The 23,267-nt window shown below is 57.6% G+C and carries 15 protein-coding genes; 9 read left to right on the top strand and 6 right to left on the bottom strand.

Annotation, left to right across the window (positions count from 1 at the left end):
• Positions 1-523 precede the first annotated feature (523 nt).
• Entirely contained in the window at positions 524-4,204 is a 3,681-nt protein-coding gene (locus tag H8B02_RS16905; protein WP_229167267.1) for an SIR2 family NAD-dependent protein deacylase, read from the top strand.
• Between the two features lie 104 nt (positions 4,205-4,308).
• On the opposite strand, the gene H8B02_RS16900 is transcribed toward H8B02_RS16905, so the two are convergent.
• Positions 4,309-4,992, bottom strand: coding sequence for a hypothetical protein (locus H8B02_RS16900; protein WP_229167283.1), 684 nt, complete (start codon positions 4,990-4,992; stop codon positions 4,309-4,311).
• Between H8B02_RS16900 and H8B02_RS16895 the strand changes: the two genes are divergently transcribed.
• Together H8B02_RS16895 and H8B02_RS16890 are read left to right on the top strand one after the other, a co-directional pair.
• The gene (locus H8B02_RS16895; protein ID WP_312000969.1) at positions 4,924-5,961 is read left to right on the top strand and encodes an AAA family ATPase; all 1,038 of its coding nucleotides are present in this window, start codon (positions 4,924-4,926) and stop codon (positions 5,959-5,961) included. The genes H8B02_RS16900 and H8B02_RS16895 overlap by 69 nt on opposite strands.
• Before the next feature lie 66 nt (positions 5,962-6,027).
• A complete protein-coding gene (locus H8B02_RS16890; protein WP_229167266.1) occupies positions 6,028-8,277 on the top strand; it encodes a hypothetical protein in 2,250 nt (749 codons plus the stop codon).
• A gap of 1,389 nt (positions 8,278-9,666) precedes the next feature.
• Here the strand turns inward: H8B02_RS16890 and H8B02_RS16885 are convergent.
• The 5 genes from H8B02_RS16885 to H8B02_RS16865 all read right to left on the bottom strand — a co-directional run bounded on the left by H8B02_RS16885 (position 9,667) and on the right by H8B02_RS16865 (position 16,247).
• A complete protein-coding gene (locus tag H8B02_RS16885; RefSeq protein ID WP_229167265.1) occupies positions 9,667-10,134 on the bottom strand; it encodes a hypothetical protein in 468 nt (155 codons plus the stop codon).
• A 71-nt stretch (positions 10,135-10,205) separates the two neighbouring features.
• Positions 10,206-10,397, bottom strand: coding sequence for a hypothetical protein (locus H8B02_RS16880; RefSeq protein WP_229167264.1), 192 nt, complete (start codon positions 10,395-10,397; stop codon positions 10,206-10,208).
• A 52-nt stretch (positions 10,398-10,449) separates the two neighbouring features.
• Positions 10,450-12,084, bottom strand: coding sequence for a hypothetical protein (locus H8B02_RS16875; protein ID WP_229167263.1), 1,635 nt, complete (start codon positions 12,082-12,084; stop codon positions 10,450-10,452).
• A 34-nt stretch (positions 12,085-12,118) separates the two neighbouring features.
• Positions 12,119-15,400 carry a DEAD/DEAH box helicase gene (locus tag H8B02_RS16870; protein WP_229167262.1) on the bottom strand — a complete coding sequence of 1,094 codons (3,282 nt, stop codon included), beginning with the start codon at positions 15,398-15,400 and terminating at the stop codon, positions 12,119-12,121.
• Positions 15,393-16,247, bottom strand: coding sequence for a hypothetical protein (locus H8B02_RS16865; RefSeq protein ID WP_229167261.1), 855 nt, complete (start codon positions 16,245-16,247; stop codon positions 15,393-15,395). The genes H8B02_RS16870 and H8B02_RS16865 overlap by 8 nt, the downstream gene beginning before the upstream one ends.
• A gap of 292 nt (positions 16,248-16,539) precedes the next feature.
• Between H8B02_RS16865 and H8B02_RS16860 the strand changes: the two genes are divergently transcribed.
• The 6 genes from H8B02_RS16860 to H8B02_RS16835 all read left to right on the top strand — a co-directional run bounded on the left by H8B02_RS16860 (position 16,540) and on the right by H8B02_RS16835 (position 23,014).
• Positions 16,540-17,361: a type IV toxin-antitoxin system AbiEi family antitoxin domain-containing protein gene (locus H8B02_RS16860; RefSeq protein WP_229167260.1), complete on the top strand. Its 822-nt coding sequence runs from the start codon at positions 16,540-16,542 to the stop codon at positions 17,359-17,361.
• Positions 17,362-17,369: 8 nt separating this feature from the next.
• On the top strand, positions 17,370-18,236 hold the full coding sequence (locus H8B02_RS16855) for a nucleotidyl transferase AbiEii/AbiGii toxin family protein (protein WP_312000967.1): 867 nt from the start codon (positions 17,370-17,372) through the stop codon (positions 18,234-18,236).
• Between the two features lie 4 nt (positions 18,237-18,240).
• Positions 18,241-20,535 carry an nSTAND3 domain-containing NTPase gene (locus H8B02_RS16850; RefSeq protein ID WP_229167258.1) on the top strand — a complete coding sequence of 765 codons (2,295 nt, stop codon included), beginning with the start codon at positions 18,241-18,243 and terminating at the stop codon, positions 20,533-20,535.
• Positions 20,536-20,622: 87 nt separating this feature from the next.
• The gene (locus H8B02_RS16845) at positions 20,623-21,429 is read left to right on the top strand and encodes a hypothetical protein (protein WP_229167257.1); all 807 of its coding nucleotides are present in this window, start codon (positions 20,623-20,625) and stop codon (positions 21,427-21,429) included.
• Positions 21,429-21,779, top strand: a complete 351-nt coding sequence (locus H8B02_RS16840) for a hypothetical protein (protein WP_229167256.1) — start codon at positions 21,429-21,431, stop codon at positions 21,777-21,779. Before H8B02_RS16845 ends, H8B02_RS16840 begins: the two co-directional genes overlap by 1 nt.
• On the top strand, positions 21,776-23,014 hold the full coding sequence (locus H8B02_RS16835; protein ID WP_229167255.1) for a hypothetical protein: 1,239 nt from the start codon (positions 21,776-21,778) through the stop codon (positions 23,012-23,014). Before H8B02_RS16840 ends, H8B02_RS16835 begins: the two co-directional genes overlap by 4 nt.
• Positions 23,015-23,267 lie beyond the last annotated feature (253 nt).

Raw genomic sequence — 23,267 nt, 5'->3', positions numbered from 1 at the left:
CCCCTCTAACGGCGTGCGCCAAAGCGCATCGCCCGCCAGAGATGGCACCAGGGCTGCGTGAGCATAGCGACCCGACAGGGCATGCGGGACGAGTGCAGCAACGAGACCGGTTAAAGACGGCACCCGGGAGCGGGGCAGTGATAGAGCGGTCGCCGAGGGCGAGCCCCTTTTCCGAGTGCCCCCGGCGAGGAGCACATCAGATCTTTGCGCGATGGGATCGTGACCTGGATGGGCCGAGGCATAGACTCGGCAAGCGCAGCTTGTAGAGCCCGGTCCGGCTTCGCGGACGCGCCATCAAAATCACCCGGTCTTTTTTTGTCTTGCCGCGCATCTTCAATCCGAGCATGTCGCACCGCCCTCGGCTAGTAATCGAGTTGTCCCCACCCGCTGACTGTGCGGCTGGTGTTTACCTCTTATGGTTTCGCACCTCATATGCCGACCGATCAAGCGGTTAGCAAAATGCTTGCAAACGGAGCGTCGACAGAGGATGAAACTAGGCGTTGAAATTGCATTTTAGGCCGCCATGATTGAACCACCTTACAATATTGCCGATCTCCCTGATTATGCCGCTTTCCAGCAACTGGCCCGCGCGTTGTGGCGCGATGGCTCTGTTCGTGGCGCCTCAGTCTTGGTGGGCGCGGGGCTTAGCAAGAATGCTGAACGGCCTGGCGAGGACACGCCAGAACCGCCATTGTGGTCTGAGCTCATGGCGGAAATGATCGAGCGGCTTTATCCGCACGATACGGAAAGAGCACCCAAAAACCCTCTGCGCATCGCTGAGGAATATCGAACCTATTTTGGACAGGCTGGCCTCGACGACTTTCTGAGGACGCGTTTTCCGGATAAGTCGTGGTCGCCGGGACAGCTGCATGGCGCTCTGCTGAGTTTGCCGTGGGGCGACGTACTTACGACGAACTGGGATACGCTACTCGAACGCGCCGAACACGGCAGCGACCAATCCTATGAAATCGTGCGAACCGAAGCCGATCTTACCCACGCCCGATCGCCGCGTATCGTAAAATTGCACGGAACGATCGGCGATCCAGGTCCCCTCATCTTCGCGGAGGAAGATTATCGGACCTATCCCGTGAAACATGCGGCCTTTGTAAACCTCGCGCGCCAGATATTTATCGAGAATGAATTGTGTTTGATTGGCTTCTCTGGCGATGATCCCAACTTCCTGCAATGGGCTGGCTGGGTGCGCGATCATCTCGGAGGCAGCGCACGTCGTATCTATCTCGTCGGCAACCTGCGTTTGGAAAGAGCAACCAGAAACTATTTGGAAGCTCATAACATTGCGCCGATCGATTTTGCGCCTCTCGTGGAAAAGCTGGCGCAAGATCTTCAGCATGCCGCCGCAACTCGGATTTTTATCGACGAGCTCGGCAAGGCGAAACCGCCCCTCCAGAATGAATGGAAATTGACCCAGAACAATCAGTTCCCATTCATGAAAGCGGGCGGCGATGCACATCAACGTGTTCACAAAGATAACGAATTCGCTGCCGGCCTTTTGAGAGAGACAATTCCGCTACTTAAGGCCGACCGCGAGAACTATCCGGGATGGCTGGTTTGTCCGCTTCAACACCGCCGATTGATAGCTCACGCAGGCGACACGAATTGGTTGGGACGAAAGCCGGTGCTCGATCTCTTGGAGCCCAAGTTTCGCGCCGAAGCTCTATTTGAAATTCTGTGGCACCGCACCATCGCGTTTGCTCCTTTGGACATATGGCTTGCCGATGCCCTGGCTGAAATTGTTGACAATGAGTCGGCAGATATCGACCCTAATCTGCGTCTGCAGTTCGCCTTGGCTCTTATGCGTGACGCGCGTGTGTCGCGCGATGAAGCAAGCTTGACGCGATGGGCAGCGGTCATTGATGCCCGAGCTGCATCCGACGCGGCCGTGCGACAAGAGGCAGAATATCAATGGTGCTTGCGTGCGCGTGATCGGATGGATTTCGTGGCGCTGGCTACGCGCCTTGCCAAGCTAACGCTGGAAGACCCGATTTGGAAGTTGCGGCGTGCTGCCTTGCATAGCGAGCTCGGCGAATATGCAAAAGCAACAAAGTTGATCAGAGACGGAACAGCGGAACTAGAACGCCGCCACAGGCTCGATCGCAATTCATTGGTGGTCAAATCGCATTTGGCCTGGGCAAGTTGGATCAACAGGGCGTGCGATATATGGGATGCCATCGGTCGGGCCGACCGCCCCCCTCTTCCTAGAAATTTCAAGCAACTCGACATCGACCCTCGGAGAGAGATTGAGCATGTCGAAAATCGCGCCGCCGAGGTCGTGAAGAAGCGCAGCGAAGACGCCGTGGCAGTTCAGCCGGCATTTGAGCCCGGCCATTATCGCGAGGGATCTGCGACGATACACATGGGTTCAGACCCGGGTGTCGAATTGCTCTACGAGCTCGACCAGCTGATTGAACATACCGGCCTACCTCTCCGGATCAATCGGGTTGATCTTTGTGCATCGGTGGCACGCTCTGTCGTTGAGGCTGCACCTCAAGTCGATCCAGAATGGTACGTCTGGCTTTTCCGTGCGCTGCAGTCTCATTCCGACAAATCATTCGAGCGCCATTTCAGTCGGATCGCGACAGCACGAATACCGGTTGCAACAGTCTCAACGCTTCTTTCGACCGTCGACGCTGCCGTCACGTTGTGGGCGCTCCGGGTCAAGGAAGCGCGCAGCCCAGAGCTTCAGAACGATCTAGGCTACGCGATCGATGCGCTACGCCTGATGCTGATGGTCCTATCGCGCCTGACGGTTCGGATGACCCCGGATCAGGCAGCTCAAGCATTGCGTAGAGCGATCGAACTGGCGAAAGAGCCTCTTGTCACGCACCCCTGGTTGGTTGAGGCCATCGGAGAATTGGCGAAGTACGCCGTTAAAGCTATCCCTCCTGCACAGCGAGGCGCCTTCGCATTGACCGTGCTCGAGTTTCCGTTGCCTTCGGAGAAAGGTGTTGGTGAGAACCATCGCTGGCCGCAGGTTGTTTTTGACATTTGGAATGTACCGCCAACTCGGGAAGCTGGTGATACCCGTTGGGATCATCGTGTGGGTCAACTCTTGACTCTCGCGCGAAAGGGCAACAGCGACAGGGAGCAAGCCATTTCGCAGCTCGCCTATCTCGCCGTCAGAGGGGCACTCAAGCCTGACGAAACGACAGCGTTTGGAAACGCCCTTTGGTCAGATCTCGATGCGCAAGAGGCTGGCCTTCCCGCAAATACAGTCTTGAATTCCGGTGCGTTTCTGCGGCTACCTGCGATGAAAGGTATTGACAGACAAGCGAGGGTGTCGGCTCGGCTGCTTGGCACGAATTTGCGCGAAGTCATGCGGCTGTCAGCGCAGATCGACACGCGCGAATTGAACCGGAAGACTAATCATTTTGCGTCAATCGCTAATGCCGCACAGTTCGGGCTCGTCATACCCTCCGATCAGGCGGTGGAAATGTTTGACGAGATCGTTGCTTGGGAGCTCCAGCAGGTAAAGGACAACAGAGACCCGTTCGCCATATCGTTTGCCAAGAGTTTCAACGATACCATTCGGCTAGCGGCGGGCAATTTGTTGACCGTTGCCGTAGTGCCCGCCATGCGCGCCGATCAACGAACAGCCGCGCGGGCGGAAGCCCTTATCGCCTTCATTCGACGCGCAAAGTCTTGGAGCAGCATGCAGGCGTTACCGCGCTTTCTTCCGTCTGCGGCAGAGCTTACGACTGATGTGATTTCCAACCTTCGTACGGGATTGTTAGCTCCAGATTCCCAACAAGTGGGGAACGCAGCCGAGGCCATCGTCGGCTGGGCCGAATTAGTCCGCAGCGGCGCACTTCCTCAGTTGCCGCAAGCTCTGATCGAACGGCTTATGGCAACGATCGAAGTGCGTCGCTCGATTGGCCTTACAGCTATGCTCGCTGCTGCACTCAAGCTCCTGAACCTTGAGTTCCTTGGAAAAGATGACATTAAGCGCCTGACGGAGACGATCTCAGAGATTCGCGGCGTGCGTTACGAGGATATCGCGCTCAATACGATGGAGGCTGTCACCGCGTCCCTTGTGCGCGCAGAGTGCGTGAAATTGGCCACAGTGTTAAAGGAGCGTGTTGCGGACGATGGATCCTTGCAGGCTTGGATTGATGAAGCGAAAAACGATCCGTTACCGGAAGTCCGGTTTAGCCTTACGGAGCCCCACCAAGACGACACCGAATGAGCGGCAGATGCATCGATCTCCAAATCGCCGGCGATCCAAGATCGAAGGAGATATCGACTTGGCGACCTCGTCGTCTTGGTTGGATCGACAGGGTCAGCAGGGCACTACACGTTTTCTGACAAGACCTCTTCAAGCCTAGCGACGAGAATAGCTCGCTTGTTCTGGGACAGTTCGTCCAGATTCTGCTGCCGCCAGAGCACGGCGGGCAAGTCGGCTGCGTCAGGTACCCCAAGCAAATCCCAATTGGGCTGACCTTTTTCAAAGGAGATGAGAAACTTGCGATGATCGTCAGGCATATCGCCGACTGTGGTCCTTATCAGCGCCGTCCTCGCCGCGAGCAAGTCGGCGAGTTCGACAGGATCCCGGGTCATGCCCATAAAGCCATGCTTGAAAACATCCTCGATATTCTTGCGCGTTGGCGCCAGTACTTCCGACATCGGGCGGTCATGGCTGAGCAGGTAGACGATGAACGCCTGACGTAGCGCACCGCTAGTGCTCGCGCGGCTGGCGCAATGGATCGGGCCACGGTCGTTACGGCACTCCAGCAGCAGCATGGAATTCACTTCACGGCGCATGGCTATGTACGTCCGGTCTATGAGCGCCTCGCGGAATCTGCCGAGCAGGCGCTCGATGAGATAGATGAAACCGTTGGCGGTGCCCGTCTTGCGCGCAACGCCCTGATCGATGAAGCGTACAGCCTCCTTCAACAGCATCCGGTGATGCTGATCGCGGGCCGGCCCGGCGTCGGCAAATCCGCAGTCATGAAACACCTCGCGGCTCGCGTCCAAAGGGAGAGCTGCGTCCTGGTTCTCCGCCGTGGCAGGATTATTCCAGGCGGGTGGACTGCGATGGCCCATACAATCGGCTGGGCCGGCTCGCAGGTAGAGCTCTTCAATGAGCTCGGGGCCGGCGGCGGCGCAATAGTGTTCGTCGACAACATCGACCAGATCGACGACCAAGGTGAATGGGCGACGGTGACGGATTTGCTGTCACAAGCAACCCGCAGCCGGGGCTGGCGCGTCGTCGCAACATGCGGCGTCGAAAGCGATGATTGGAAAGCGAAGCTCCCCGCACGCGTAAGAACCGCCGGTATAAGCGGCTTGGTGGTCGGAGCCCTTTCGAATGAAGAAAAGGCCGAACTGTCGTCGCAGAACGGCGCGCTGGCTCTGATTTTGACTGACAGTCATCCAGCCAAGGGAATTGCCGAAAACCTCTTCTATCTGTCGCGTATGGTCGAGCTTGGCGTTGGAGAAGTCGCTGGCATTGCCACTGAGCTTGATCTCGCGCGTTTGTGGTGGCGTTACGGCGGTGGACGCTCCGAGGATGACCGGAGATTTGCGCGCTTGAAGGTGCTCCGCGCGCTCTGTGCGCAGGTAATCTCAAACCCGTCGCAGGCGATTTTCAATGTCGACAGTCTTGATTCTACGACGGCGGCTGAATTGTTGCGGCTCGAAAGCCTGCGCGAAGAGACCAAGGGCGCAAGCGTAACCTTTCGGCACGATGTTCTTCGTGACTGGACGATTGGATTTCAGTTGCACGAAGACGCAAGCCTCCTGGCAGCGCAATCAATGGAAAGGCCGTTGCCAGCTGTCCTGGCGCGGGGCCTCGAGATCGCAGCAAGGTTGGCGCTGGCCGACGATCCGACCGGTCAGCGCTGGTTAGCGCTCCTTGCGATCGTGGAGCGCGAAGGCAGTCATGGCAGCTGGAAGCGGCCAGTCTTGCTCGCACTTCCGCGCTCGGAAGATGCTCTGACATAGTATGTCGCCTTAGCGCCGGTCCTGTTGGGCGTGGGCGGGCGCCGTCTTCGCGAAATCATCCGGCTCATGATCGCGGTCGAGTCCGAACCTCTTGCTGCTTTAATTGCACGTATCAAGCCAGACATTCCCATTCCAGCCGGCGCTGGTGACCTTATCGCACCAAAAGGACCCGGTTGGATTTCGCTCGTGGTCTGGCTGACGATCTCGGCCAAGTCGTTGCCGACCGAACTCATTCCGGACGCCGTTAAGGTGTTTCAGGCCTGGTTGATGACGACGCAGGGTTACAACTATCCAATCAACGCCCAGATTGTCGAAATTCTTTTTGATTGGCACGCGCTAATCGAATCCCACCTGACGCGCCGCGTCTACAGGGACATGAGCGAGATTCCGCCAAGCCTCAATATTGATCATCTAGATGACGTGCGTAACGAAATCCGCATGATCGTGTTCACTTACGCGAACCTCAATCGGGCGGCAGCGGAACGTTATCTTTCCCACATCAATTCAGAAAAGATCCGCTATCACGATCAGCAAACTCTTCTTAAGTCACCCGGAACGCTCCCGGAGGCCGCGCCGGGGCCATATGCAGAGTTTGTGTTGGCGGCGTTGATTGAGACAGATGATCCGGACAGTCACCATTCGCGGCGCCGTGATTATCGCCCGTTCGAAGTGCATGAGCACGTTTTTCTGGATATGCCCCTCGATGGCGGCTCCTTTCTCACCGTCCTGAACAGCTCTCGCGACGACGGATTGCGGCTCATTAGAGGTCTCGTCGAGCATGCGACGAACTGGCGCCGTGAGCAATATCAGGAACAGCGAATACCGTTTCCGCAAATCAAGATTTCATTTCCTGATGGCGAGAAAACTTTCGAGGGCGATCTCACGGTCTTTCGCTGGGCGCGTGCCGCGGGCCCCTCTCTGATCACAGGCACGGCATTGCGGGCTCTCGAAGCCTGGGGCCATCTTCAAATTGAAGCAGGACGCTCGTTCGACGACGTTCTGCAGCACATTCTTGGTCTTAGCGGCTCAAGTGTTGCATTCCTCTCTGTCGCAATTGACCTCGCCTTGTCGCATTGGTCAGTCGCCTCCGCCACTGCGTGGCCTTTGGCGGCTAATCCTCGGCTCCTTGAATTTGACGAAGATCGTTTCAAGCACGACGTCGCCAGCGTCAACCGCCCCTCGCGGGCGCTAAGGCAGCAGAGTACAGCCGCCATTCGCGTGGACCTGGATGCTCAGCTTTCTCGACGCACGCGCTTATTCGATGGGATCGGGCGCTATGTTTTTGATGAGGATACCACGACACTCACGCGTCTTCGGAGCGCGCTCGAACAAGCCCGAGATGAACTCGGCAATGAGGAGAAGGCTAGTCAAGATCAAGCGGGCGAGTGGCGCGCAATGGTTATCCGCGCCCTTCGGATGACCGTTGCGGCAAATTGGGACGCTGTCACTCATACCTTGCAGGACGGCACGCAGGTTGATGGTTATCAATTGAAGGAAGCTCCTGAAAAACAGCAAGAACGAGAAGATCAGGCGGCGCGCGCAAATGCAGGCCTCCAGCGTATGAATATCCGGCTTCGGATACGGTCGGCGCTGCTTGAGCCTGCCCAATCAACGCCAGCATTGCTGAAAACGGCGCTTGATTGGGCTAGAGCGCAGCCTTCGGAAGCTCAATCGACGTCAGATGATAAGGACGATAACTACGACGCCGAATGGGACCGGCGAGCCATGGTGATGGCCGCGGCACTCGCCGGGCGTGATTATGAAGCCGTGGATCGTGCCGATGTGATGAGCTGGGCAGTACCCGTCTTGCTGACCGCATCAATGCAACTAGACAAGGAATACCATGGCAGTCAAATCGAACACAATACGACGGCTATCGCAACGCTTGGAATCGTGTCTCTCTTTCTGAGAGGCGAAGACAACATAACGCGGCGCCATGTTCTGCGCGCCGCAGGACACGAGCACCCGGCTGTGCAGGAGGCGCTCGGTCAAAACCTGCAACGTCTCGGCCAGGTCGATGATCGGCTTCCGCGATCGATCGCACGCATCGTCATGATCCGTGCTATCCACCCGCGCCGAGCCTCGAGCGTCGAGCAACAAGGGATAAATGACCGTCGTCATGGCGAGATGGTCGACGCTACTATCGACACCGAACTGCGTTGGCTCGACAACGAAGGCGACGAGCCGGCATGGCCCACCTTGGCGCCTTGCGAACAAGACCTCGGCGGGGTATTCGTCTTGGTGACGATGGGCATATCGAGGACGATGATCTGGAAGATCAGCCATCGAGCCACATTGTTGACGAAAGATCGATAGGTACACTTGTTGACCACCTTATCGGCTTCACAATCACCGGGGCGCCGGCCTGGGTAAAGGATCTGGCCATTCACTTCATGGCGTGGACTGACAAAGCAAATGGTCCACATGACAAAGATCTGCGCGAGCGCGACCATCGGCCGGACACCTGGAATATCCATTTCTTCGATTTTGTCGGGATTCTGAGCGTCGCGCTGCCACATTCGGAAGTGGTCAGCCTGTTCTTGGACCGCATTGTGAAATTCAATGACGAGGCGTTCCATGATGTGATGGCATCGTTCCTTCGCGGGTATGATCGCGCGACGGTGGCAACCAACACTAAAAATCCCGAGAATCCGAGTGACGTTCGCAGATTGCTCGCGGGTCGCATCAAGCGCGCCTGGAACTATCGGCGTCTGGGGCGAGAGAAAGGATTTACCAGCGAAACGCATGCGGGTGATGCTCTGAACGCGATGTTCTACCAGCCGTCGCGGTGGGCCAACACGGGACGTCCAACGATTCCTGTCGACTGGCCCGGTTTGCCAGCAGCCATCGCAACACTACCGGACCTTGTGGTAGGAGCTCCGACGTCTGGTTATCTGGCGAGCCTCTTCCTGAACCTGGTCGAATCTTCGCACGATAAAATTCTGATCCCGTTTGTGATCCAGGCGATGGAGGCTTGGTGCTTGGCCTACGGCGTTGATCGGAATTTTTGGGCGGAGAAGAATATTGGCAGCCGCGTTTGCGCGTGGCTCGATTCAGCTTTGGCAAAAGATGCCGTGGTGCATGCCGCTCCGGCTGAACGGGCTGACCAAGTTTTCAGGTGCCTTGATACTCTTGTTCAATCCGGCGTCGCACAAGCGCGCATCCTTGAGGAGAAGATCGCCAACGCTGGGGACAGCCGCAAGACCGGCTAGTAGCCAATCTTTCAGACGCCAATCTTGCGCTCGCGCTCTTCATGAAATGCCTTTCTAGCCTTCCGGAGTGTAGAGAGGACTGAAGATGCTGCTCAAAAACCATCTCCTTTAGATGAAGACCGCCAAGGTGAGGGTCACATTAAGCGCGTGCCCCGTGCCTTGCAGTCGATAATGAACATGTGATTTGGATTTGGGACGTTCCAGCTGTCCAGGTCTGATCTCAATATCTCAACTACATTTCCATCGGGCGCCATCAATCGGTCATGGATTAGCGGCCCGGACTCGCCTATCGATTTCTCGTCGCGCAGCACCAACAGGACATCCCAGTCACTGTCCATTCTGGGAGATTTCGAGGACGCGGGAGATCGACTTCCCGTAAGCCATGCCTCGACTATGCGATCCCCACAACGGAGCGCTCTTAATTCTGGCTTCACCCAGCTGCAAAACGCATCGAAGCTCATTTTAGACGCCCGCTTTACGGCGGCCGGAGACGCTAGGGTGCCTTGTTCGGTGGAAAGGAATAGAGTTCTTCAAACTCGCCATCGACGACTTGCCCGGCAGACCACTCGGAGAACAGCACAGCTTCGTGATCAGCCACAGAGGCGATCAACCCGCTGTCGACATCAAAAGTCTTGTGCAGGAATTGTGTTTCGTGCCCGCGAATGAAATGTTGAGCGCCAGCGCAAATCAGTCCGGATCCAATGGCATGAGGCGCGCAACTTGATTGCTTCGGCCGCAGCACGGCGTCGGGAAAGTAGATGAGCGGTTGATGCGTCAAACCGCCGGTCTGGATCCAGATCGTGTGGTTCTTGGAATGTGGCGTCGGAAGCGCAAGTGTCGCTCTCGTGCCGTCGTTGTCCGCGACGCAAATTCCAAATGATCCGTCCGAACTAAACTGGAAAAAGCCTCCAAGCGGGACGCCGTCAAAGCCGGTGATGACTCCGCTGAAATCGACTTGCATTGTAAGACCTCTTTGAAACGCAGATGATCTTACAACCAACGGTCGAGTGCAAGCGGGAGTTTCTACGGGGGTTATTCTTTCGACACCCAACGCGCATTCACAAAGGCGGAAACAATGCCTGCTGCTCCGAGGCCAGCCACGGCGATGGTGACATTATCGTGCCCTGTAGAGGCGAGATAAATGATGGTGCCAAGAATGCCGAGTAGTGCCAGTAGCCCAGCGGCCATACATAGATTGCAATAATTGGAATCGCTCTTATCCACTCTAGCACTCGCCCCGAAGTGCACGATGAGCAGACGCAAGGACCGCGGCACCTCACATTTGGCTCACCTTCCTGACAAGCCGGTTATAGCTGATGACACGGAGATTCTCCGTGATAACCGGGAAGCGGCTGATCACATAGTGCTCGATTTTGGCCAGGCGGAGTTCGCTCAACAGCAGTCCTTCTCTATTTTTCTCCTTGGCGAGGGCCGACCGATAGTAGCGGTCGAGCGATCGATTATAGCGCGCGAGGAGCCGCCGGTCGGTCTCGAGCTTGCTAAGATCAATCCAATTATTCTTGCATTGAAAATTGTAGATCGTATCGCCACGAACGGTCACGACGTCGAACTCCGCACGGTTGATCCGCTTGATGCCCGTGACCGCGAATCCCAATTCGGACAAGTCAGCCGCCACCTTTTGCTCGAAAATGAAGCCTGCGTGGATCTGGAAGCGCTTGCGGCTACCCAAATGGACATTCTTGAACGCATTTAGGAAACGCGTCAGCAGGTTGACGTTGCTCTCTACGAATTCCCCAAAGGGAAGAAACGGTATGAAGCTGTTGCTTGCTTGTTTGAAATCAGCATCGCCACCGAGCAACATGCCCTCGAGCTCTAATGACGGGAATACCGTCTGAGCCGCCAGCATCGAACGAAATTTTCCTACTTCGATTCTGATGAAGTAATCGTCCTCACAGTAGCGGGAGAACGCAGTCACAAGGAGCGACAAGGCCGAGTACTCATGGTCGTTCAGACCGAAGGCATCGTAGGCGGCCTGGATGAAGCGCACGTTGTTGCGGAGTTCCGGCGCCGAGAAGATCTTGGCAGGGTCCTGAGGTTCGGCGCGGGTCGGCGTCAGGTCGCCGCCACGTTGCTGATGTATGTCAACGAGGCTGACGCGCTCCGGCTCCAGGAACACGCCCTCCAGGGCATCATATTCGTGGCTGGGATAGGCTCCCCGTTTATCTGCAACCAGGGTAAAGTCCTTAAATACCTCTGCAAGAACGCCTTTCCAGCTCCAGCTTGTAAACGAGATGCAGCAATGCTCAACGAGCGGCAGAAGCTCATTGAACGCCATTTCCGGAGCAAGCGGCCGCGTCCCCGAACAGACCTCAGGCATCATGTACAGCAACGAGACGAAATGCCGACGGCGCGATTGGAAATAACCCGCGGCGTCGGCGACGCTATAGACTTGAGAGCTGTCGCCGAGACTACGACCATCCGATAGAAACCCAACCATCGTGCGAGTGACCCGCAGCATGGTGATCATGAATCGCTTTGCCACCGCCTCGCCGTAGTATGGCGCCACCAGGTCTCTCGCCAGAAGAGCCACATTCGGGTTTGCGGCCAGCCCGGCGCCGACCGGCAGGCGCATCAACCGAAGGGACTTCTCGTCATCGATGTCGCCGCAGAGAATGACATTGATGAATTCCTCGATGTCACGAATGGTTCCATGCCAAGTCGGCAGCGCACTGCGCGCATCATACTGTGCCAGATGCTTCCCAATTGCCTCGCCGTGAAGCTCGATTTGTTTGTCGATCAGTCGGATTGCCTCGTTCTGCTCGACTATTGCGGTGCGATCGCTCAGGACCTTCCCTCCCTTGAAGCCGAACGGCTTTCTCGTTGTCGGAAAGATAATCAGCGCATTTGAAGAACCGAATTTCGCCGCAAGGCAATTCGGCGAAGCCGTCATCTTCCAACCGTTCCGCAACCCCTTCTTGAAATCTCTATTCCTCGCCGTTCAAGCCCATAAACGACCGAAACAACATCGCGGCCGTGACTTCATTTCTTACAACGTCCATTTCTGCGGATGGTCCAGCCTTGAAATGCCCGCGTAGCGCGAGACATGCCTCAAACGTTTCGACCCGCGAAGCGGCGGTTGTAATTTGCCTCAAGGCGGCATGATGGCGATCGTAGTCCCCGGCTCTCACCATTTGGGGCAGCATGTCGATGATCGGAAGCATGGTCCCTTCCCCTTTTGCAGCCTTATGGGCGACGATCTGTCCAAGCACGCCACAGAGGAAGCCGAAATCAGGGGCAATGCGTATGGCGAAACGGCGGGCACGCTGCGCCGTGGACGATTGATTTGCCTGTTGTTTAACCTCTCCCTCGTGCGTCCGAATGAAGGTGAGGAGCCAAGCCTCAATCTCAACAAGCGTGCGTCCTCCGCACCACATCGAGACCAACGTCTGAAGCGCATCCAATATGCGCTTGGCTGTGGCTTTGGGCATTGTCGTATTCGTGTAGGCTCGGCCGAAGACCGACTCGAGGGCTGCTTCCCTGACAAAGATCGTCAAATCCAAGGGTTGTTCAGCCACGACATCGAGCAACCATTTGATCCAGTCTTCGGTTGTGGTCTTGTCAACCGGTGCCTGATCAAGCGCCTCCCCGAATCGCTCGATGAGTCTTGGGGGAATACCGTTCCGGACACCGATTTCCCGTTGCCAGTCGAGAACTGGCGGATCTTCCAGTTGCTCCTCGGCAGCCTTGAGCGCGCTACGGCAGCGTTGGAGCCATCTATCCGCTCCTTGAGCATCAGCTTCTTTTAGCCGGAAGAACCCCAGAGAGCGACGGACAATATCGTCAAAGCCGCTCTCGCCTGCCGTTGTGACAGCCGATAAACGCCGGATGATCGATTGCACTTTCGGATCGAAATCGGCGGATACCTCAATCTGATCGAGCAGCAACTCGACCGGATCATAGATTTCCTCACAGGCATCCTGCTCGGAAAAGACCGTCTTCAAGATTCCTTCGGCCGGTAGAGCAAGGTTCGATCGCTCTACACCAATCGGCTGTGCGGGTATAACGATTGCCAGACCAGTTGCAGCGTATGCTGCGCGCCCGGCCCTTCCGAGCGCGTTCAGTATCTCGTGAGGACGCAGATCCGTGCGGGGATTGCCACTTGGGTCATCAACCGCGCTCCTGTCCGTACCTGCGAGGATCACAACATCGCACGGAAGGTTCAACCCTTGCGCAATGGTGGATGTCGCGGCGACCACATCAAGGCCCAGATCGTCACTTTCGGTATCCCTGCGAACCCGGAAAACGCTTTCCGTCAACCTCCGCTCCAGGGGTAGCAGATCGCCATGGTGCACGGCCGCCCTGCACCCAGCGGGATCGAATGCGGCGTCGGACGATCCGACATCTTTGAGAACTGACTTCCGCATCTCCTCCTGCGCCTCGTCCAACGCGATCGTGGCCCGTGCCAGCAGTCCATTGATCTGATCTGCAACGCTTCCACATGCCTTGGTATCGTTGCAGAATACAATTACACGCTTTCCGACGGACGCGTAGTCCGCTGCAATCTGCGCAGCGACGTCGTTCCTGTTCGACGTCAATTTGCCCCTGGCGTTTTTCAAAAGCGGCGGCCGTCGATCGGTGAGCGCTTGCACGACCAGCTTCTCTGGCCTCTTGGGGTGCCATCCGGAGATCAACGAGAAGAGTCCGAGAGGTTGCGCAGGAACCCGGCTCCGTGCCGCCTTGGTTTTCTCCTTCGATGCCTCTTTCGCGGCCTGAGCAACGTCAGAGCGGTCATAGATGACACAAGAGCGAAGTTGTCGTGTTGGCTTCCAGGGATCGTCGAACGGCTCGACCTCCCTTCCCGTCACACTGCGCAGCCAACGCGCGATTTCAGCGCCGTTGGCGACCATGGCAGACAATAGCAGCAGGTCCGCTTGCTTGCGATGGCGGAGAAACGTCAGGAGCGCCAGCATCGCGTCGATCGCTCGCGCGCTCACCTTCGACGAGGTCTTCGGATCGTCCGCACTGATGAGATGAAATTCGTCGAATACAAGAAGCCCTACCTTGTCGAACAGCTCTGGTGCGAAGCCCAAGAGGGCCAGGCAGCGCTCCGGCGTCATTACAGAGAATGGTGGCAGCCTCTCCCCAAGCTCCTCGAGCGCAACGTCTTCAACAACGCTGACCGCCTCCAGCCCCCCGATTTGGGCAGACATGTCCGTTTCGACCTGATCGACCAGAGCATGCGTTGGCGCCAGATAGACGACGCTCTCCCCCGCACACAAAGTCGCTGCAATTTTCAGGACAGATAGAGTTGTCTTTCCCGAACCGGTCGGAGACGTCATCACCATCGATCTGCCGCGGTTCAGGTATCCGGTCCTGACCGCCTTCAGATGATTGATCCATAGAAACGGGCGCGATTGCGCCTGCGAGAGGAGCCAGTCGGTCCAAGCCTTCGCCTGCGCACCAGACGGTGTCGGAAGCCGAACCAGCATTGCAGCCTGCATGCCATCAATGAGGCGGCTCAAGAGTGTTGCCAGATGATGCGGCCCTGCAAACTGGTGATGTACCGTTCCCTCAAGCCCAAGCTTGAACTCTAGTGCCGATGCCTCAGACAGGCGGATGACCCGGGTCAGCCTTGAACTGACATCTGTGTCAGGAGTGGCGCTCCCGCGCGCCTCCTGACCGAGCTCCTGAACAGCATACGTACATTCCCGCAGAAGGAGGTCGGTGGCGACTTCGCGGCTGTCTCCCTGTGGAATTAGGTCTTCGTCGAGGTCACGTTCTATCATCGGGTTTAGATTGCCGGTTGCGAGCTCCCGAAGGCTGAGGATCAAAGATCGTCGGACCGCCCGCCGCTCGCCCCTGGCCCTAAGTTGACCTGCAACTTCCGCAGCATCGGCCGCCCGGTCGGCAATCAGGAACAGGAGCGTCGCCGAAATCGACGACCCAACAGCATCCCCCGAAACAAGCGTCGGCCGGTCTAATGCAGCTTCGCGGACACGGCTCAATATCTGATGAGCACTCGCTGCGACGAAAGCCGCGGCACGTGTCTGTTCTGGTCGAAGATTGAGTGCGACATAGGCCTCGAAGGTCGAAGCAAGGCGCCTCACCCGGTCGATCACATCGCTTGCGATCGCAGATGCCCCCAGAAGGCGGACTGTGGCCAGCTCTATGTGCGCGGCCGTAAGTAGTTCGTCCAATATTTCCGGGTCCAGACCAGGCAGGTCCGGTGCTTGACGTAGAAGAACGCGAGAACTTGGATCAAACACCGGCGATCTCCTCGACTTTCGCCGCCACCTCGCCTGCGAGGAGGGCTAACCCGATCCGCACGTCGTCGAAGGGCAACACGCCGGCCGTACGTGACTCGAGCACCCCACCGGCCACGGCTTCAAAGCCGGCAACGATGTGCAGAAAATTCCCTGCCTTGCGCTGATCTTCGCCTGTCGCAACGGCAACCCTGAACTCGCGGGCGCCCTCCCAGAAGACGTCGTCAACCGCCGTCTCGGGATCGATGTTTGGGACACTCTTGAGCAGTGTTACGAGGTCTGCGAGGATCTCATCGTCGCGATCACCGTTCAGAATAGTCCCGATCTCGGGCCATACGCTGGACCTTATGAGGCCTCGGGGCGATTTCGAAGCCTTGTCCTCGCAAAGCACAATTCGCTTGATCTCGCGTCCATTCCCATCCAGCTCGACGATAAAACCGTCAAAGCCCTTATCCGCCTGCCGCACATGGGGAGCAGTCATATAGCCATTCGGAAGAGCCATTCTCGCGGCGACCCACGAGATATGTTGGAACAGGAGGCCGTCGCGATGAATAATCGACGTCTCGATCCGCTGCTTCGCCGCTTCCTTCTCTGCGTCGGTGCCCGACCGACGCAGCTCTACGTCTTCCGCATGCGGAGCCGTCAGCTTTCGTACGACATTCTGTACGACCTTGCCTTTTGAAGCCCGTCGGCGCGGCTCCAAGGCATTGATCACGCGCTGAGCGTTTTCTTCCTGTCGCAAATACAGGTAGGCGATAACTTCAACCAGCTTGGCACGGCTTTTCTTGTTAATCGACCATTCAGAAAAATTGCATTCGGTAGTAGTGGACGGCTTTAGCGAAAGCGGCATTCTAAATCGTTTCCAAATCTGCGAATATTTTCCTGTTCAATCTAAGCGCGCATTGCAACGAAGTCACCTGTCACAATGCTCATTGCGGTCTCCCGGTGGCCGCCAACTCGCGGCACGCGGATAACTGGCCTTCCGGGAGAAGCATTGTTGGCCGGCACGGGCTTGGTCTGCGATGGAGCGACTGTAAGTCACCGGAATTGGAACAGCCCCATGTATAAAAAACACCACTTTCTATGTATTTTATAACATATCTTTGTGTTGAAAAATACCCACCTTATGGGTATATTTATACATGATGCTTCGAAGCCGCCGAACTCTCGCTTCCTATCTAACGGATCTGCTCGCCGGTGGACGGATCTCGTTTACGCGGGACGAAGCGATCGCCGAACTGGAGGTAACTTCGCGGGGCTTCCTGGCCGCCGCCAAACGCTTGCAGAAGAAAGGCCAGCTTCTTAACCCGCGGCACGGCTTTTACGTCGTCGTCCCTCCACAGTACTTGGTGCGCGGTGCTCCACCACCGCAGTGGTATATCGACGATCTCATGGAACACGAGGGGCACCCATATTATGTCGGATTGCTCAAGGCGGCTGAGATACACGGCGCGTCCCACCAGGCGGTCATGCAATTCCAAACCGTAACCGACAAACGGATGCCCAAAATCCGCGCCGGCCGCTCAATCCTGTCCTTTTTCTATCGAAAAGACATAGGCGCTCTTTCGGGAGCGATCGTCGACCACAAGACCGATACTGGCCGCTTCAAGCTGTCGTCGCCCGAACTCACCGGGCTCGACCTGCTGCGCTATATGCATGTGACCGGAACGATAGACAGCATTGCCACTGTCCTTTCTGATCTCGGGGCCAAAATGAAGGCGCACGAACTCGAGAAATTGGCACCCGCCTTTGAGCGGTCCGTTATCCAGCGCCTCGGATACCTGCTCGACTATGTCAAACACAGCCAGGCAGCCGATTCACTTCACGCCTACCTGCAAAACGAAAAACTGCTGCCCTGGGTCGAACTCGATCCTTCCAAGCGTAGTAGCAAGACCCGCAAGCCGCCGGAACGTGACACACGCTGGAATGTGCTGGTCCATCGCCTTCCGGAGCTCGATCAATGATTCCAGCCATGAACATCGTTGCATGGAGTCAAAAGGCTCCATGGCCCGAAGATCGACAGGTCGAGCAAGACCTCATCATATCCAGGGCGCTCGTTGAAATCTTCAAGGATGATTATCTGAAGAAAGAACTGCGGTTCCGCGGAGGCACCGCTCTAAACAAGCTGCACTTCCCAAGCGCCTATCGGTACTCGGAAGACATAGATCTCACGCGCACGACGGAAGGCCCCGTGGGCCCAATTCTGGACCATCTCCGGGCTGTCCTGGAGCCATGGATGGGGCGGGCGCATTACGACCTCGGAGAGATAGGGCCTCGGCTTACTTTCACCATTAAGCCTGAAGATGAAAACGCCTCGCAGCCGATCCGCGTCAAAGTCGAGATCGCTACACGAGAGCGCATTGCTTATGACGGAGCAAAGTCGTTTCCGTTCGAGGTCAAGAATTCCTGGTTCAATGACAAGGCGGACATTGCATCATTCAACCGAGAGGAAATCCTGGCAACGAAGCTCCGCGCGCTTCTCCAACGTGACAAGGGCCGGGACCTTGTCGACCTTGCCAAAGCTGTTGCGTTGTTCGACGAACTGGACGCCGCACGCATCGTGAAGCTGTTCGGCAAATATCTAGGTGCTTCCTGCCAAGCCATTTCTCGCGCCGAGGCCGAGGAGCGCATGTGGGCGAAGCTGGAAGATCCATCGTTTTTGGCCGACGTGCGCCCGCTACTTGCCGCGGACGACGCCGAGGATTTTGATGCCGAAGCCGAGCGCGCCGCGTTCGTTACGGTATTTACGGAATTTGTAAAACGTATCCCCGGCGACGCCTGGGCGGAGACGCCCGCCATGGCGAAGAGGTTCGAAATGGCTGAGCTGGCCAGCACCTGATCCTATGACTCGTCCCAGTGCACCGACCGCCTTTGCTGCTCCGGCCACGTATGAACTGCATTCGCTAGGCTGGAAGGCGTTTCAGCAGTTGTGCGTTTCCGTGGCATCCGAGGTCTGGGGCCAAACCGTTCAGGGCTTCTTTGACTCGCATGACGGTGGCCGCGACGGAGCCTTCTACGGCACCTGGACATCGAGCAAGGGCGAGACATTCACCGGTAACTTCACGGTCCAGTGCAAATTCTCACAGAAGCCCGGCCGCAACTTGGCGCTGACTTCGCTGAAGGATGAACTCGAAAAGGCTACTCGCCTCGCCGCGCGAGGGCTTGCGGACAATTACTTTATCTTCACCAATATGCGGCTCACCGGTACCGCCGATGAATCAATTCGTGCTGCGTTTGAAGCAATCCCCGGGCTGAAACACTGCCGCATTTATGGTGCGGATCAGATCTCGCAGTTCATCAGGGAGTCGGCGCGCCTCCGCATGCTGATCCCGCGCCTGTACGGCCTCGGTGATCTCGGTCAAATCCTCGACCACCGCGCTTACGAGCAGGCGCAAGAAATCCTCAGCTCGCTCGGCGATGACATGAACAAGTTTGTCATGACCGACGCATTCCGCGCCGCTGCGCGCGCAATTGTCGAACACGGATTCGTCCTTCTTATTGGCGAGCCGGCTTGCGGCAAGTCGGCGATTGCCGCTGCCCTTGCGCTCGGAGCCCTGGACGAATGGAATTGCTTTACGGTGAAAGTGCGCGAGCCGTCCGATTTCGTGGCGACATCGAACCCTCATGAGAAGCAGTTCTTCTGGGTTGACGACGCCTTCGGCGCCACTCAGCTCGACTGGCAAATGACGTCAGAGTGGAATGCAACGTTTCCTCATATTCGGGCGGCGATCCGGCGCGGCGCAAAATTTGTCTTTACGTCGCGTGACTACATCTACAGGAACGCGCGCAATTTTCTGAAAGAGTCCGCCCTACCCGTCATCCAGGACTCGCAGGTCATTATTCGCGTTGAGCAACTCTCGAAAGATGAACGAGAGCAAATCCTCTATAATCATATCCGTCTTGGCCCTCAATCTATTGCATTCAAGCGGCGACTGAAGCCGCATCTTGATGTGGCAGCAGCTCACGAGCGCTTCAGCCCGGAAATCGCAAGGCGCCTTGGCAACCCTGCCTTCACAAAACAGCTGTCGGTTAGTCCTGGCGGGCTCGATGACTTTGTCGCACGACCAGTGCCACTGCTGCAGGAGGTGATAAGGACTCTCGACGCCTCAAGCCGCGCCGCTATCGCGCTTGTCTTCATGCGCGGTGGATGGCTGCCGAGCCCTGTGGCTTTGCTGCCGGAGGAAGAGAATGCGATTGACCTGCTAGGCGCAAGCCCGGCCAGCGTTCGCGCTGCATTGGCGCCGCTGGATGGCAGCCTTCTCATCGAAGTCAAGCAAAAGGGGCAGTATGGATGGCGGGCAAAGCACCCTACCGTCCTCGATGCCTTCGCCGCGCTCGTGGCCGAAAACCGCGAGTTGATGGACATTTACCTGGCTGGAACGCCCGTCCCTGAATTGTTTTCCGAGGTGTCGTGTGGAGCCGACGGAATTGGCGGCACAAAGGTTGAGGTCCCGGCAGATCGCTACGAGGCGCTCATCAAACGCATCGTCGCCTTTCACGATAGCCGGCGTGAGAATCGAAGCCCGGTAAACAGCTTTCTCGCAAATCGCTGCGGCAAGGAATTCTTGCGACTCTTTCTTGAGCGCTGCCCTGAGTTTGTGGGAGAGCTGGATGTCATGTCCTATTTCTACGCGGTATCAGCGATCGACTTGCTGAATGTCATTCACGAATTCGGTCTGCTGCCGGAAGATCAAAGGCTGAGGCATGCCGCGACCGTCCGCAAATTGGCTATCCAAACGCCTGATGCGGGATTTCTTGACCGCCGCATCGTCTCGTTCCTGACGGAGGAGGAGATACAGCAGATCCTTGCCGATTTCCGCGACCACACGCTTCCCTTCATCGACATCGAGGTCGAAAACTGGAAAGACAATTATTCCTCGCGCGAGACACCGGGAGATTACTTTGAACCTCTCAGAAGCGCGCTTGCTGAATTTAGAATTGCTATGGCGGACGATATTGATGTTGCCTCCCGGATCGAGAGTGCTCTCGCGTACGTCGACGAGGCAATTTCGGCTCTCGACACTCGCGGATCAGATGAGCCCGAGCACGGCGACTACTACAATCGAAGCAGTGAAAACGTTACAAATCCAAGTTCGCGGTCGATCTTCGATGACGTTGACACCGACGAAGAGGAATGAAGCAGAAGGTGCTGCTTCACACCTTGATCGTCAATCGACCGAATTCTGACTAATTGCGGCTCGGGCCCGAGTGACGGGGCGAATTGTGTGCGCACCATGTGGTGTGGACGAGCATCGCAGCTGGATGCGCTGCAAGACAGCAGCTTAGCTTTGAAGATCAGACGGCTGGCTTTTCGGAAAATCCGAGCCGCCGGTCCAAAGTACGCTTCAACCTCGCCGCCCAATTCCTCCTGCCGGAAAGTTGGGGAAAACCGCTCAGCGCGCCGGGTCACTCTTGACGGCACAAGGTTTGTTCATCATCTTCACTTGCATAAAGTGAGGATAATGAAATTGCGACACCGACTATTCGACCTCATGGGCGGCCAAACTGTCCTCGCGGGCGCCATTCCGGGACGCAAGCTGCTGAGTGCCCTGATCGCAGCAACGCCCTCGTCGGAAGCCCCGACGCCGGCGTTCCTGGATTTCGCACAGATCGAGATCGCCACTGCTTCGTTCCTCCGCGAGGCCGTGATTGGTTTCCGCGACTATGCCCGGCAGTCACCGCGCAATGTCTATCCTGTCGTTGCGAATCTCCAGCAGGCCGTCGCCGAGGAGCTTGATTTCTTTGTCCGGGCCCGCAGCGACGTCCTCTGGAGCTGCGAACTTGACGCGGGCGATACCGTCGTCCGTGCCCAGCTAATCGGCGAGCTCGATCCGGCCCAGCGCTCGACCTTTGATTTGGCGCTCGAACTCGGCACCATCACGGCTCCCGAACTTGCCGCCCGCTTCACCGACCAGCGGATCGGACCCACGGCCTGGAACAACCGGCTGTCCGCGCTCGCATCCAAGGGCCTGCTCGTCGAACGCAAGCAGGGCAAATCCAAGTCGTTCAGTCCCCTTCTGGAGATTGCCTGATGGGTCTCGACTACATCCGCGCGCAGACTGGCAAACCCTGGCGCAAACGCTGGAACGGGGGTCTCGACCGCCTGAAATTGCCGACATTGTTCGAACTGACCATGTCCGAGACGGCGCGCACGGTGACCGCCCAACTTGATGCCAGTTGCCCTCTAAAGGCGGGCGACACATTGATCGTCCAGACCGCGCCCGGCGGCCTCACCGTCAGCGATGGCTTACGCGCGGTCGGACACGTCGCCAATCCCTCGTCCGAAATGATCGCCGCCATCGCGGATAGCGGCGGTTACGCCGAAGGCGTGATCCAGCGCGTCGGATTATTCGGCGATACCGCGGAGATCAGCGTAAAATGAACGATCGGCCGTCCCACGAACCATCACGTCGCTTCCCACATCCAGAGCGGCTTTGGGACGATACGACGCAGCACGCGCAGTCGTTGGGCTGCCCCACCTGCCTCGAACGCGATCGCTGTGGCGGCGTTCACACCGACGCGGGCATCCTCGACTGCCGTGACCTCTGCTCGTGCAAGGACAAGAGCAAGTGCGACATGGTCTGTCGCTTCAATCCTGGCCTTTTCGTCGCGCGCATGCGCGAAGTGCGTGGCCTGGGTTTCGAGAACGCGCCGCGCGTTGCGGCGAACGGCGTTCCCGACCTGCCGACGGTCGTGCCCTTCGTTGATCATGGCTATCGGCGTGTGTCGCGCCTTGACGAGCCGGTGGTCGCGTTGTCGCTCTATGAGCTCATCAATCTGGCTACCGGCAAGCCGCATGCTACCTCTTTTGCCGACCTTGCCGATCGTTTCCGCATCATCGAAGGTGCGACAATTGTCGTGTCTGGTGTCGACAAGGATAATCCGATCGAACGCTGGTGGGAGCTGAAGGAACGTGGCGCGATTCTCGCAGCCCTGAAGGCGCTCGGTATCGCGCTCATCAGCACGCCGAACTACAGCGTGCTGACCGACGTGCCGCGCACCGACAATCTCCACGGCATGAAGCGGATCCTGCTCGCCTGGACGGAGATGGCCGCCGCAGGCCTGCGGACTGCGCTGCATATCAACGCACGCACGCGGCACGATTACGTCCGGTGGGGCAACCTTATCGCCGAACGTCCCGAGATCGAGATCCTCGCCTTCGAGTTCGCGACCGGCTGCGGTCGGGGCGAGCGGTTCGACTGGCATATCGCACAGCTTTGCGCGCTCGCTGACCGCACCGATCGTCCGCTCGCGCTCGTTATTCGTGGCGGCGGTCGCAGGCTCGGCGTCTTGCAGCGCCACTTCGACAAGGTCTCTCTGATTGAGACCGAGGCGTTTTCCCGCACCATGCGGCGGCAACGTGCCTATCTGACCGAATCCGGGCGCCTCAAATGGGCGAAGTTCCCAACCCCGAAAGGCGCGCCGATCGACGACCTTCTGGCACACAATGTCGCGCTCGTGCGCGCTTCCCATGAGGTATCTGGAAGGCCCCCACTACGTCCGCCGCCGCGCCGCATCCGGCGCGCAGCGAACGGAAATGGAGAGGCCGTTCAGCCAGGCCTTTTGCGACAACTCGACCTGCCCTTTGAGGCTCGGGGCGTCGCCCCAGAGCCGTAGAGCGTGATCACCGCTGCGAAACCTTAGCTCGGCGGCATCGTGAGCCAGGGCGCGAAACAACTGACCGATCCCGTAGCCGTGACCCGTGCTGCGGTTGTGCCGCGAGGCACCGTCGGACGCAGCGACCCGCAATGCTGCGCCTGAGTCTTCGAGACCGGCAAATTTGGGATTTTCCCGCAGGCTCGCGAGCACCCCTCGTCCGGCGTCGGCAACGACGAATTCGAAGGCACCATCGCTGGCAGCGTAGGCTATG

This window comes from Bradyrhizobium altum (genome assembly GCF_020889705.1).
GTDB lineage: Bacteria > Pseudomonadota > Alphaproteobacteria > Rhizobiales > Xanthobacteraceae > Bradyrhizobium > Bradyrhizobium altum.
Note: the sequence above shows the minus strand (reverse complement) of the source record. Positions and strands in the feature narration are given on the sequence as shown.

Excerpts from the sequence above, each read along its gene's own strand:
- H8B02_RS16885 (WP_229167265.1), bottom strand. The coding sequence starts at position 10,134 with ATGCAAGTCGATTTCAGCGGAGTCATCACCGGCTTTGACGGCGTCCCG.
- H8B02_RS16840 (WP_229167256.1), top strand. The coding sequence starts at position 21,429 with ATGGGTCTCGACTACATCCGCGCGCAGACTGGCAAACCCTGGCGCAAA.
- H8B02_RS16875 (WP_229167263.1), bottom strand. The coding sequence starts at position 12,084 with ATGACGGCTTCGCCGAATTGCCTTGCGGCGAAATTCGGTTCTTCAAAT.
- H8B02_RS16905 (WP_229167267.1), top strand. The coding sequence starts at position 524 with ATGATTGAACCACCTTACAATATTGCCGATCTCCCTGATTATGCCGCT.
- H8B02_RS16865 (WP_229167261.1), bottom strand. The coding sequence starts at position 16,247 with ATGCCGCTTTCGCTAAAGCCGTCCACTACTACCGAATGCAATTTTTCT.
- H8B02_RS16835 (WP_229167255.1), top strand. The coding sequence starts at position 21,776 with ATGAACGATCGGCCGTCCCACGAACCATCACGTCGCTTCCCACATCCA.
- H8B02_RS16855 (WP_312000967.1), top strand. The coding sequence starts at position 17,370 with ATGAACATCGTTGCATGGAGTCAAAAGGCTCCATGGCCCGAAGATCGA.
- H8B02_RS16860 (WP_229167260.1), top strand. The coding sequence starts at position 16,540 with ATGATGCTTCGAAGCCGCCGAACTCTCGCTTCCTATCTAACGGATCTG.
- H8B02_RS16850 (WP_229167258.1), top strand. The coding sequence starts at position 18,241 with ATGACTCGTCCCAGTGCACCGACCGCCTTTGCTGCTCCGGCCACGTAT.
- H8B02_RS16895 (WP_312000969.1), top strand. The coding sequence starts at position 4,924 with ATGCTGATCGCGGGCCGGCCCGGCGTCGGCAAATCCGCAGTCATGAAA.
- H8B02_RS16890 (WP_229167266.1), top strand. The coding sequence starts at position 6,028 with ATGATCGCGGTCGAGTCCGAACCTCTTGCTGCTTTAATTGCACGTATC.